The following is a 12103-nucleotide window of genomic DNA, read 5'->3' on the forward strand; positions in this document are numbered from 1 at the left end:
CGCCGCCGCCATGACCTCGTCCCGATCGCACTATTTCACGCCCAAAGACGACGCGCTCGCGCTCCTCACGCTCGGCGAACTCCGCACGCTCGAAGCGCGCGCGGCGAGCGCGTTGCCCCCGCACACGCTGATGGCGCGTGCGGGCGCGGCGGCCGCCCAGTTTCTGCTCGAATCCGACCAGCACTCGCCCGAGCGACAGGCGCTGCCGGTGTGGATCGCCGCCGGGCCGGGCAACAACGGCGGCGATGCGCTCGTGCTGGCGGCCGAACTGCAGAACGCGGGCGTGGCGGTCGAAGTGTGCATGCCGGTCGAAGTCAAACCCGACGACGCCCGCTGGGCGCTCGACACCGCCCGCGCGGCCGGCGTTTCGATCACGGCTGAAGCGCCGCCGTCGCTGCAAGGCTATTCGTGGGTCGTCGACGGCCTGTTCGGCATCGGCCTGACGCGACCGCTCGAAGGCGTGTTCGCCGAACTCGCGTCGCGCATCGCCGCGCGCTCGCGACGCGAGGGCGGCGTGCTCGCGCTCGATGTCCCGAGCGGCCTGAACAGCGACACGGGCGAGGCCGTCAGCGGCGGCGCAGCCGTGCGCGCGACCCATACGATCACCTTCATCGGCGCGAAGCCGGGACACTACACCGCGCAGGGCCGCGACCTCACCGGCAACCTCTATGTCGCGACGCTCGATGTCGCGCCGCCCGCGCAACCGTCGATCGTGCTCAACGCGCCGTCGTTGTTCGCCGCGCACCTGCCGCCGCGCGACTTCGCGAGCAACAAGGGCACCTTCGGCACGCTCGCCGTGATCGGCGGCGACACCGGCATGTGCGGCGCGCCGATCCTCGCCGCGCGCATGGCGCTCTTCGGCGGCGCGGGCAAGGTCAACGTCGCCTTCCTCGGTGCCGGCGCCCCGCCCTACGATCCGCCGCATCCCGAGCTCATGCTGCATCACGTCGACGACTTCGCCCTCGACAAGATGGATGCGATCTCGATCGGCTGCGGCATGGGGTCGAGCGATCGCGCGAAGGGCGTGTTGTCGAACGTGCTGGCGCTCGATGTTCCCAAGCTGCTCGATGCCGATGCGCTCAATCTCGTTTCGCGCGACGACAAACTGGCGGCCGCGGTCGCCGCGCGGGGCGCCAAAAGCGATCCGTGCATCCTCACGCCGCATCCGCTCGAAGCTGCGCGCTTCCTCGGCATCGACGTGAAGGAGGTGCAGCGCGACCGCATCGCCGCCGCGCGCCAGCTTGCGGCACGTTTCGCGAGCGTCGCGGTGCTCAAGGGTTCGGGCACCGTGGTCGCCTCGCCGGATGGGCGCGTCGCGATCAATCCGACCGGCAACGCCGCGCTCGCGACCGGCGGTACCGGCGACGTGCTCGGCGGACTGATCGGCGCTTTGCTCGCGCAGCGGCTTCCGCCATTCGAAGCGGCGCTCGCGGGCGTCTATCTGCACGGGCTCGCGGCGCAGGTCCTGACCGACGAGGGCGAAGGGCCGGCGGGCTTGACGGCGGGCGAACTCGCGCCCAAGGTACGCAGCTTGCTTAACCGCCGCTTCTATTCCAGTTGAGTTTCCAGTGCGCGACGTTTGCAAGCATTCGTTCATGCATCGTCGCTATACTTCTCGTTGATTCGCGCCTCTGCTTCGCGTTCACGCGGGCATTCGCACGGAACGTTCCCTTCAGCCACTCAAAGCCAATCGGACCGCCATGACGCACATTTCGCTTCCCGCCTGGTCGGCGCTTCAGTCGCACTACGATGAAATCTCCGGCGAGCGCCTGCGCGACTGGTTCGCGCCGCAAAACGACACCTCGCCGACGCGCGCCGAGCGCTTCACCTACAGCGGCGGCGGCATCGCGATCGACTTCTCGAAGAACCGCATCACCGACGCCACGCTCAAGCTGCTCGTCGAACTCGCCGCGCAGGCGAAGGTCACGGAGCGCCGCGACGCGATGTTCAAAGGCGACATCGTCAACATGACCGAGCATCGCGCGGCGCTGCACACAGCGTTGCGCTCGACCGCCGACGACGCGCCGTTCCAGCAACAGGTCCGCGCGGAGAAAGCCAAGATGGCCGCGTTCGCCGACCGGGTCCGCGACGGCTCGTGGACCGGCTATACGGGCAAGCGCATCCGCCATGTGGTGAACATCGGCATCGGCGGCTCGGACCTGGGTCCGAAGATGGTCGTGCACGCACTGCATCATCTCGCGTCGCCGGAACTCGATACGCACTTCGTCTCCAACGTCGATGGCGCCGACCTGTACAACGTGCTCCAAACCATCGACGCGGAAGAGACGCTTGCGATCATCGTGTCGAAGACGTTCACGACGCTGGAGACGATGACCAACGCCCGCTCGATGCGCGACTGGTTCACCAAACAAGGCTGCCCCGAAGACGCGTTGTCGAAGCACTTTGTCGGCGTGTCGGCGAATCCGGAGGAAGTCGTCAAGTTCGGCATCGCGAAAGAGAACGTGTTCGAGATGTGGGACTGGGTCGGCGGGCGCTATTCGCTGTGGTCGGCGGTGGGCTTGTCGATCATGATTTCGGTGGGTCCGAAGAACTTCGAGGGCCTGCTCGAAGGCGCTCACGAGATGGACCAGCATTTTCGGGATGCGCCGCTCGACAAGAACCTGCCGGTGCTGCTCGGCATGATCGGCATCTGGTATCGGAACTTCTTCGGCTCGCAAAGCGACCTGATCGCGCCGTATTCCGAGGCGCTGCATTTCCTGTCCGCGTACTTGCAGCAACTCGAAATGGAGAGCAACGGCAAGTCGGCGCGGCTCGACGGCACGATGGTCGAATACCCGACTGCCGCCGTGATCTGGGGCGAGCCGGGAACGAACGGCCAGCACGCGTTCTTCCAGATGCTGCACCAGGGCCCGACGATCATCCCGATCGACTTCATCGCGGTGCTCACGCCCGAACATCCGCTCATCGACCATCACGCGAAGCTGCTTGCGAACTGCTTCGCGCAGAGCGAGGCGCTGATGCTCGGACGCACGCTCGAAGAAGCGAAGAAAGTGGCGGGCCCGGGCAAGGAAGAACTCGCGACGCATCTGAGCTTCCCCGGCAACCGGCCGACGACGACCATCCTGCTCGATGCCTTGACGCCGCAAACGCTCGGCGCGCTGATCGCGCTGTATGAGCACAAGGTGCTCGTCCAGGCGTCGGTATGGGACATCAATCCGTTCGATCAGTGGGGCGTCGAACTCGGCAAGATTCTCGGCAAGGTCGTCGAAGCCGACATCACCGCGCCGAGCGCCGATCCGTCCAAGCACGACTCGTCGACATCGACGTTGATCGCGCGGGCGCGCAAGGCGTTGAAACGCTGAGTGTTTTAACGGGCGCCGTTTTCGCGCAAGACGGCGCCCATGTTGTTCAAACGCCGAGCCCGTTCACCAGCCGCCCTGCTTCGATCGTGACAGTCGCATCGCAACGCTCGGCCAGTTCGGTATCGTGCGTGACGAGCACGAGCGTCGCGCCGTTGCGGCGGTTCATCTCGAACATCAGGTCGATGATCGCGTAGCCGGTGGCGGCATCGAGGCTGCCCGTCGGTTCATCAGCGAACAGCACGACCGGGTGCGTGACGAACGCCCGCGCGAGCGCCACGCGCTGCTGCTCGCCGCCCGAAAGCAGCTTCGGATAATGTCCGGTACGCTCCGCGAGACCGACCTGATCGAGGAGCAATCGCGCGCGCGCGGCGATTTCCCTGTGCGGCATCTCGGCGCGCAGTTCGAGCGGCAGCATCACGTTTTCGAGCGCCGTCAGATGCGGCATCAACTGGAACGACTGGAACACGAAGCCGACCGAGCCGCTTCTGAGCGCGGCGCGTTCGTCCTCGCTGAGCGCGCCGAGTTCCTTGCCGAGCAGACGAACCGAGCCCTCGCTCGCGCTGTCCAATCCGGCAAGCAAGCCGAGCAGCGTCGACTTCCCCGACCCCGACGCGCCGACGATCGCCACGCTGCTACCCTTCGCGATCGCCAGGTCGATCCGGTCGAGGATCGTCAGTTCACCGGTTGCATCCTTAACCCGCTTGCTCAATCCCCGTACTTCGATGACTGGTTCGATATTGTTTTGCATGGAAAACTTCAAGGTGAACTGGGACGCGCGCGCCGCCGCGCTGGTGACGGCCGCGGCGTTTGCGTTGATGGCGAATCCGCGATCGGCGCAGGCGGAAGAAGCGCAGGCGGCGCAGGCCGCACAAGCCAAGGCGTCGATCGTCGTGCTCGGCGACAGCCTCTCGGCGGAATACGGCCTGCCGCGCGACACGGGCTGGGTCAACCTGTTGCGTGAGCGGCTCGCCAAAGAGCGATTCGATTATAGCGTCGCCAATTCAAGCATCAGCGGGGACACCACGAGCGGCGGACGCGCCCGCCTGCCGGCTGTCCTGGATCGCCTGAAGCCGGCTGTCGTCGTCGTCGAACTCGGTGCAAACGATGCGTTGCGCGGTGTTCCGCTCGCAACGACCGAAGCGAATCTTCGTACGATCGTCGAGGCATCGCAGGCCGCGCATGCGAAAGTCTTACTCGTCGGGATGTACGTTCCACCCAATTACGGCCCCGACTACACCCAAAAGTTCCACGGCGTCTACGAGCAACTGTCGAAAGAGAAGAAGGTTCCGCTCGTCCCGTTCTTGCTGGCCGGCATCGCGGACAAGCCTTCGATGTTCCAGTCCGATCAGATCCATCCCACCGTTCAGGCCCAACCCTTGCTGCTGGAGAACGTCTGGCCAAGCTTGAAACCCCTGCTTGGCGCCCCTGCATCGAAATGACTTCGCGTGCGTTCGGTTCAGCGGCGTCGGACAGGTTTCAGACAAATAACGCGGAACAAGGCCACGATTCAGGTATCTGAAACTTTCGCGTCACTCTTAAAACCCGGCTCCGCAGTGAGCGCCTCAACACGGAGGTAACGTGAAATATCTATCCATTCTCGCCATGACGGTTGCGATCTCGGCTTGCGCCGCCCAGCCGCCAGCAGGTGTCCAGCAAGTGGGCACGAGCCAGAAGGCTGCCAAGGCCGTCGGGCAATGTATCGCGCAGAAATGGTCCGACAAGTCCCAGCAGCAGGTCGTCTCGCAAAACACGCTCGCCAACGACCAGGCGATGGATGTGTACGTTCCGGGCCAGCAACCGCCGAGCGGTGCTGCCGCCATCGTCCGTCCGAACTGGTCGGGTCCGGGCTCGTGGGTTGGCTTCCGCGCTGCGGGTGGGGCCGGCAGCGACGCCACCGGCGATATTCAGGGCTGCCTGTAAATCGGGAAAGCACGCGTCGCGTTCGCGCGACCGGCTGACGCTCAGTGACAAAAAGCCCCGCTGGCTTTCGCCAGCGGGGCTTTTTTGCGAGGGTTTGAACCGTTACTGTTGAGCGGCAGTCGCAGGTGCCTGCGTGATCTTCACCTTCGAGCGCGCTTTCAACGAATCGATATACGCTTCCATTTCCGCCTGCGCGTACACCTGCGCGACCTGCTGCTGCGCGCCCGCGAGACGGTCGGCTGCCACCGGCGTGGCCTTCCCGATTCCGTTCACGCGGTAGATCGCGTAACCGTCATTGCCGAGATCGACGCCGACATACGCCGGCAGCTTCGATGCATCCGCCTTGAAGATCGCGCTCAACGCAGCGGGCGGCATGCCTTGCGGGTCGTTGCGCGAGACCGTGGACGCCGACGAGAAACCCGCCGTCGAGTTCGACTTCTGCAAATCGGCGAGCTTCGCGGCGCCTTCCTTCTTCGCCGTCGCAGCCGCTTCTTCCGCGACGACCTTCGCGCGCACGGCGTCCTTCACCGTGTCGAGCGCGGGGACGGTCGCCGGCTTGTAGTCCGTCACGCGCGCGGCGATCAGCGTGCTGTTGCCCACGTCGATTGCCTGCGTGTTGTTGTGGTCCTTCACGGAATCCGAAGCGAACACCGCTGACAGGAGCTTTGGATTGTTCAACGGGCTGTCCGGCGGCAATTGCGGATTCGGCTTCGCGCCGACCGTCGCCGTCTGAATCTGCAGCTTGTACTTGTCGGCGGCGGGCTGCAACGTCTTCGACTTTTCATAGACGGCGTCGGTGAAACCCTGTGCGTCGTCGGCGAGGCTCTTCGTTGCCTGTTGCGCGACGTAGTCCTTCGCGAGCGCGTCCTTCACTTCGTCGAACGGCTTCGTGCTGGCCGGCTTCACGTCGGTTGCCTGGATGATGTGGTAGCCGAAGTCCGACTGCACGACATCGCTTACTTCGCCCTTCTTGAGATTGAACGCGGCGTCGTCGAATGCCTTGCCGCCAGCGATCATGCCGCGGCTGAAGTAGCCAAGATCGCCGCCCTTCGACGCCGAGCCCGGGTCTTCCGAGTTCTTTTGTGCGATCTGCGCGAACTGGTCAGGATGTGCCTTCACCTGCGCGAGCAGCTCATCGGCCTTTTGCCTGGCCTTCGCCTTGTCGGCCGCGCTCGCGTCTTTAGGAGCGTTGATCAGGATGTGACTCGCGCGCACTTCCGCTTCCGTGCGATAACGCTGGATGTTGTCGTCGTAGTACTTCTTCAGATCGGCATCGCTCGGCTTGATCGACGCCGACAGATTCGCCGGCGACAGCACGAGGTACTGGATCGACGCCGTTTCGGGCGTGGCGAAATCGTTGCGATGCGCGTCGTAGTAAGACTTGATCTGCGCGTCCGTGGGCTGGACCTTCGACGCGTAATCGGCCGTGCGGAACGCGAGGCCCTGCACGTCGCGACGCTGCTCGGCAAGTTCGGTGAGACTCTGGGCGAGTGCCTTCGAGGTGAACGCGCTCGACTGAATGCTGCCCGGAATCTGCTCGGTCGCGAGGCCGTAGCGGATGCGCTCGTCGTATTGCTCGGGCGTCATGCCCTGCATCGCGAGCAACTGCTTGTAGCGCTCGACGTCGATCGTGCCGTCGGGCTTGCGCAGCGACGAGATGACGGGGTCGGCAAGAAGCGCGCGACGAACGGCTTCGTCGGATGCGGTCAGATGCAGACGCTGGGTTTCATCGGCGAGGGCGCGTTGCTGCACGAGACTGTCGACGAGCGCCGAGCGCATGGCCGGCGTCTCGAACATTTTCGGATCGAATTGTGCGCCGAGCATCTGGCGCGCGCGATCGACTTGCTGGCGCAACGCGTTGTCGTATTCGGCGCGCGAGATCTTGTGACCGTTCACGCTCGCGACGTTTGCGCTTTCGTCGAAGAAACTGCTGAAGCCCTGAATGCCGACGATCCCCAGACCCGGCACGACGATGAGGATCAGGAGCGCCATCATCAGGCGTTGGTGATTGCGGAAAAAATCGAGCATGCGTAACGATGCCTTAAGACAAAACGCCCGATCTTACAACAGCGGGCAATAAAAAAGGCGAACCGGAGTTCGCCTTTCTCGTGGATGCTGGCGGAGTGGACGGGACTCGAACCCGCGACCCCCGGCGTGACAGGCCGGTATTCTAACCGACTGAACTACCACTCCTTTTGTTGCTGCTTTTGATGCTTGCTTTGCTACTGATGTGAACCCGGAACTGGTGGGTGCTGAGAGGCTCGAACTCCCGACCTACGCCTTGTAAGGGCGCCGCTCTACCAACTGAGCTAAGCACCCGCTCCGCGATTCTTGCTTCACGCTTCTTCCGCTGGCGATAAGCGTTGCTATTAAAGCGCCGCTATACCAAGCGAGTCCACTAGTTTAGCGCATCTTTGAGTGCTTTGCCAGGGCGAAATTTGGGCACCTTGGCGGCCTTGATCTTGATGGCGTCGCCGGTGCGCGGGTTGCGCCCCGTGCGTGCGACGCGCTTGCCAACCGCGAACGTGCCGAAGCCCACGAGCGTCACGGTGCCGCCCTTCTTGAGCGTGGCGCGCACACCGCCGATCACAGCGTCGAGCGCGCGGCCGGCCGCCGCTTTGGATATATCGGCCTGCTGTGCGATATGGTCGATCAGTTCCGTCTTGTTCATTGTCACCCCCGAGTCTTTGGTTGCACGATGTTGTCTGTCTGGTGCGTCGTCGAAGCCCGTCATGAAAGCCGATGGCATCGAATCGCAGCCCGCCATGCGGGCGCGGCGCTCATTAGAAGCAGCCGAAACGGTCGTGTCAACGAGGGTTGAGCCTGATCCGACTTGTTTAGTTGCACTTTAGAAGTGATTGCCGAAAAAAAACCCGCGGAGAGTCTGACGGACCCCGCGGGTTTTAGCTGTCTGAGCACAACATGGGTTGCGCGTCAAACTTCAAGTGCTTCAGTGCTTCACGAAATCACCCGCAGGCGAATCCTTCTGCGCTTCCGCCGAGACCGGTGCCGGCTTCGCTTCCTCTTCCGGCAACGGCGCCGGCACACGTTCGAGCGCGAGTTCAAGCACCCTGTCGATCCAGCGCACCGGAATGATCTCGATCGCGTTCTTCACGTTGTCGGGGATGTCGGTCAGATCCTTCGTGTTCTCTTCCGGGATCAGCACGAGCTTGATGCCGCCGCGATGCGCCGCCAGCAACTTCTCCTTCAACCCGCCGATCGGCAGCACTTCGCCGCGCAGCGTGATTTCGCCGGTCATCGCCACGTTTGCGCGCACCGGAATGCCGGTGAGCACCGACACGAGCGCCGTCGTCATCGCGATGCCTGCGGAAGGACCGTCCTTCGGCGTCGCGCCTTCGGGCACGTGGATGTGGATGTCCTTCTTCTCGAAGGCTTCATCCGCCACGCCGAGACGCCGCGAACGTGAACGAACCACCGAGCGCGCCGCTTCGACCGATTCCTTCATCACGTCGCCGAGTGAACCGGTGCGGATCACGTTGCCTTTGCCGGGCATCGAGGCCGCTTCGATCGTCAGCAGATCGCCGCCGACTTCCGTCCATGCGAGACCCGTGACCTGGCCGACCTGGTTTTCCTTCGCGGCCAGACCGAAGTCGTACTTGCGCACGCCGAGGAACGTATCGAGATTGCCGCCGTCGACCGTGACCGCGCCTTCTGCCTTCTTCAGCAGCAGCATCTTCACGACCTTGCGGCAGATCTTCGAGATTTCCCGCTCGAGCGAACGCACGCCCGCTTCACGCGTGTAATAACGAATGATGTCGCGAATCGCCTGTTCGGTCACATCGACTTCGCCGTCCTTCAGACCGTTGTTGCGCTTTTGCTTCGGCAGCAGGTAACGCTCGGCGATGCTGACCTTCTCGTCTTCGGTGTAACCCGAGAGGCGAATCACCTCCATCCGGTCGAGCAGCGGCGGCGGAATGTTCAGCGAGTTCGACGTCGCGACGAACATCACATCCGAGAGGTCGAAATCGACTTCGATGTAGTGATCGGCGAACGTGTGATTCTGTTCGGGATCGAGCACTTCGAGCAGCGCCGACGCCGGATCGCCCCGGAAATCCATGCCCATCTTGTCGACTTCGTCGAGCAGGAAGAGCGGATTGCGCACGCCGACTTTCGCGAGGCTTTGCAGGATCTTGCCCGGCATCGAACCGATATACGTGCGACGGTGGCCGCGAATCTCGGACTCGTCGTGCACGCCGCCGAGCGCCATGCGCACGAACTTGCGATTCGTGGCGCGCGCGATCGACTGCCCGAGCGAGGTCTTGCCGACACCCGGAGGCCCGACCAGGCACAGGATCGGCGCCTTCACCTTCTCGACGCGCTGCTGGACCGCGAGATATTCGAGAATCCGTTCCTTGACCTTTTCGAGGCCGAAGTGGTCTTCATCGAGCACGCGCTCCGCATTCGTGAGGTCGTTGTTGACCTTGCTCTTCTTGCGCCACGGCAGGCCGATCAGCGTATCGATGTAGTTCCGCACGACGGTCGCTTCCGCCGACATCGGCGACATCAGCTTGAGCTTCTTCAACTCGGCGTCGGCCTTCTTCTTGGCTTCCTTCGGCATGCGCGCGGCGGTGATGCGCTTCTCGAGTTCTTCGAGATCCGCGCCCTCTTCGCCTTCACCCAATTCCTTCTGGATCGCCTTGACCTGCTCGTTCAGGTAGTACTCGCGCTGGCTCTTTTCCATCTGACGCTTCACGCGTCCACGGATGCGCTTCTCGACCTGCAGGATGTCGATCTCGGCTTCCAGTTGCGCGAGCAAATGCTCGAGACGCTCGATGACCGGGAACATCTCGAGGATGTGCTGCTTCTGGTCGAGCTTGAGCGGCAGGTGCGCCGCGATGGTGTCAGCGAGACGACCCGCTTCGTCGATGCCTGACAGCGACGTCAGGATCTCCGGCGGAATCTTCTTGTTGAGCTTCACGTATTGATCGAACTGCGACACGATCGCGCGGCGCAGCGCTTCGGTTTCGGCGCTGTCGGCATGGTCGGGTTCGAGCGGCATGACGTCGCACGAGAATTGCGTTTCCTGCTCTTCGATGGAGAGCGTCTTCGCGCGCTGCAAGCCTTCGACGAGCACTTTCACGGTGCCGTCGGGCAGCTTCAGCATCTGCAGGATGTTGGCGATACATCCTACTTCGTACATGTCTTTTTCGGTCGGCTCGTCCTTCGCCGCCGTTTTCTGGGCGACGAGCATGATGTGCTTGCCGCCTTCCATCGCGGCTTCAAGAGCCTTGATCGATTTGGGTCGCCCAACGAAGAGCGGAATCACCATATGCGGGAAAACGACAACGTCGCGCAGCGGGAGCAGCGGCAGCGTGATGCGTTCCTGCGGGAGGAGTTGGGTTCCTGACATTTCATTTCCCCAGTAGTGGAATCAGTTCGTTCGTAAGTAAGGCCTGCGGACACAAATGCAAGCCTACGCATGAGGGAAAAGTTCAGTGAATCGAAAAGATCGCGTCAGTAACGTCCACAAGATATCCGAAAAATAAACAAAAAGCCGTTCACGTTGCCATGAACGGCCTTTCGCCGACACACAGCCCAACTTCAGTTCGAGCCCGCTACCTTCGGTGCATCTTCATAGATGAGAAGTGGTTTGCCGTCGCCGTCGATCGTGTTGTCGTCGACGATGACCTTGCTCACGCCCTTCATCGCCGGCAGTTCGTACATCACGTCGAGCAACGCCTGTTCCAGGATCGAGCGCAACCCGCGCGCGCCGGTCTTGCGGCGAATCGCCTTCTGCGCGATGGCCTGCAGCGCCGCCGGGCGGATTTCCAGCTCGACACGTTCCATGTTGAACAGCTTGTGATACTGCTTCACGAGCGCGTTCTTCGGCTCGATCAGGATCTTCACGAGCGCGGTTTCGTCGAGCTTGCCAAGGGTCGCCACCACCGGCAGACGGCCGATCAGTTCGGGAATCAGACCGAACTTGATCAGGTCTTCCGGCTCGACGTCGCGCAGCACTTCGCCGGCGTCGCGCTCGAGCTTGCTCTTCACGGTCGCGCCAAAGCCGATGCCGGTCTTTTCCGTGCGATCCGTAATGACTTTTTCGAGCCCGTCGAACGCGCCGCCGCAGATGAACAGGATGTTGGTCGTATCGACCTGGATGAAATCCTGGTTCGGATGCTTGCGGCCGCCTTGCGGGGGCACCGACGCCATCGTCCCTTCGACGAGCTTCAGCAACGCCTGCTGGACGCCCTCGCCCGACACGTCGCGCGTGATGGACGGGTTATCCGACTTGCGGCTGATCTTGTCGATTTCGTCGATGTACACGATACCGCGCTGCGCCTTGTCGACTTCGTAGTTGCAGTTCTGCAGCAACTTCTGAATGATGTTCTCGACGTCCTCGCCGACATAGCCGGCTTCCGTCAGCGTCGTCGCATCGGCGATGACGAAGGGGACGTTCAACATGCGCGCGAGCGTCTGCGCGAGCAGCGTCTTGCCCGAACCCGTGGGTCCGATCAGCAGGATGTTGCTCTTCGACAACTCGATCTCGTCTTTCTTGTCGAGGTGCTTGAGACGCTTGTAATGGTTGTACACAGCCACCGCGAGAATTTTCTTCGCGCGTTCCTGGCCGATCACGTACTGATTGAGAATATCGCTGATTTCCTGCGGGCTCGGCAGATCGGACTTTGTCAGCCCTGCTTCTTCCGCCGCGCCGGCTGCTTCGTCGCGAATGATCTCGTTGCACAAATCGATACATTCGTCGCAGATGAACACCGACGGGCCAGCGATGAGTTTCTTGACCTCATGCTGGCTCTTGCCGCAAAACGAGCAATACAACAGCTTTTCGCTGTTTGAACCTTTTTTGTCCGCCATAAATGTGTAAGCCTCCGGACACTCAA

The 12103-nt window shown here is 62.6% G+C and carries 9 protein-coding genes and 2 tRNA genes; 4 read left to right on the plus strand and 7 right to left on the minus strand.

The features are described 5' to 3' along the window. Positions 1–10: 10 nt before the first annotated feature. Together AWB68_RS18260 and pgi are read left to right on the plus strand one after the other, a co-directional pair. The gene (locus tag AWB68_RS18260) at positions 11–1561 is read left to right on the plus strand and encodes an NAD(P)H-hydrate dehydratase (RefSeq protein WP_087645752.1); all 1551 of its coding nucleotides are present in this window, start codon (positions 11–13) and stop codon (positions 1559–1561) included. Positions 1562–1700: 139 nt separating this feature from the next. Further along, on the plus strand, positions 1701–3323 hold the full coding sequence (gene pgi / locus AWB68_RS18265; RefSeq protein ID WP_087645753.1) for a glucose-6-phosphate isomerase: 1623 nt from the start codon (positions 1701–1703) through the stop codon (positions 3321–3323). A gap of 46 nt (positions 3324–3369) precedes the next feature. Here pgi and AWB68_RS18270 read toward each other — a convergent pair whose 3' ends face one another. After that, positions 3370–4071: an ABC transporter ATP-binding protein gene (locus AWB68_RS18270; RefSeq protein ID WP_087645754.1), complete on the minus strand. Its 702-nt coding sequence runs from the start codon at positions 4069–4071 to the stop codon at positions 3370–3372. On the opposite strand from AWB68_RS18270, the gene AWB68_RS18275 reads away from it, so the two are divergent. Next, the gene (locus tag AWB68_RS18275) at positions 4070–4762 is read left to right on the plus strand and encodes an arylesterase (RefSeq protein WP_087645755.1); all 693 of its coding nucleotides are present in this window, start codon (positions 4070–4072) and stop codon (positions 4760–4762) included. The genes AWB68_RS18270 and AWB68_RS18275 overlap by 2 nt on opposite strands. Positions 4763–4901: 139 nt before the next feature. After that, positions 4902–5243: a hypothetical protein gene (locus AWB68_RS18280; protein ID WP_087645756.1), complete on the plus strand. Its 342-nt coding sequence runs from the start codon at positions 4902–4904 to the stop codon at positions 5241–5243. A 102-nt stretch (positions 5244–5345) separates the two neighbouring features. Here AWB68_RS18280 and AWB68_RS18285 read toward each other — a convergent pair whose 3' ends face one another. From AWB68_RS18285 to clpX, 6 genes are all read right to left on the minus strand, one after another. Beyond that, the gene (locus AWB68_RS18285) at positions 5346–7271 is read right to left on the minus strand and encodes a SurA N-terminal domain-containing protein (RefSeq protein ID WP_087645757.1); all 1926 of its coding nucleotides are present in this window, start codon (positions 7269–7271) and stop codon (positions 5346–5348) included. An 88-nt stretch (positions 7272–7359) separates the two neighbouring features. Next, positions 7360–7436: transfer RNA gene (locus tag AWB68_RS18290), tRNA-Asp, on the minus strand. A 50-nt stretch (positions 7437–7486) separates the two neighbouring features. Beyond that, positions 7487–7562, minus strand: a tRNA-Val gene (locus tag AWB68_RS18295). Positions 7563–7641: 79 nt separating this feature from the next. Continuing rightward, entirely contained in the window at positions 7642–8010 is a 369-nt protein-coding gene (locus AWB68_RS18300; protein WP_445344360.1) for an HU family DNA-binding protein, read from the minus strand. Between the two features lie 183 nt (positions 8011–8193). Continuing rightward, on the minus strand, positions 8194–10614 hold the full coding sequence (gene lon, locus AWB68_RS18305; protein ID WP_087645758.1) for an endopeptidase La: 2421 nt from the start codon (positions 10612–10614) through the stop codon (positions 8194–8196). A 191-nt stretch (positions 10615–10805) separates the two neighbouring features. Next, positions 10806–12077, minus strand: coding sequence for an ATP-dependent Clp protease ATP-binding subunit ClpX (gene clpX / locus AWB68_RS18310; protein ID WP_087645759.1), 1272 nt, complete (start codon positions 12075–12077; stop codon positions 10806–10808). Between the last annotated feature and the right edge of the window lie 26 nt (positions 12078–12103).

This window comes from Caballeronia choica (assembly GCF_001544535.1).
Lineage (GTDB): Bacteria > Pseudomonadota > Gammaproteobacteria > Burkholderiales > Burkholderiaceae > Caballeronia > Caballeronia choica.

Coding starts and splice junctions, on each gene's coding strand:
- AWB68_RS18260 (WP_087645752.1), top strand. CDS start 11: ATGACCTCGTCCCGATCGCACTATTTCACGCCCAAAGACGACGCGCTC.
- pgi (WP_087645753.1), top strand. CDS start 1,701: ATGACGCACATTTCGCTTCCCGCCTGGTCGGCGCTTCAGTCGCACTAC.
- AWB68_RS18275 (WP_087645755.1), top strand. CDS start 4,070: ATGGAAAACTTCAAGGTGAACTGGGACGCGCGCGCCGCCGCGCTGGTG.
- AWB68_RS18270 (WP_087645754.1), bottom strand. CDS start 4,071: ATGCAAAACAATATCGAACCAGTCATCGAAGTACGGGGATTGAGCAAG.
- AWB68_RS18285 (WP_087645757.1), bottom strand. CDS start 7,271: ATGCTCGATTTTTTCCGCAATCACCAACGCCTGATGATGGCGCTCCTG.
- AWB68_RS18300 (WP_445344360.1), bottom strand. CDS start 8,010: ATGGCGGGCTGCGATTCGATGCCATCGGCTTTCATGACGGGCTTCGAC.
- lon (WP_087645758.1), bottom strand. CDS start 10,614: ATGTCAGGAACCCAACTCCTCCCGCAGGAACGCATCACGCTGCCGCTG.
- clpX (WP_087645759.1), bottom strand. CDS start 12,077: ATGGCGGACAAAAAAGGTTCAAACAGCGAAAAGCTGTTGTATTGCTCG.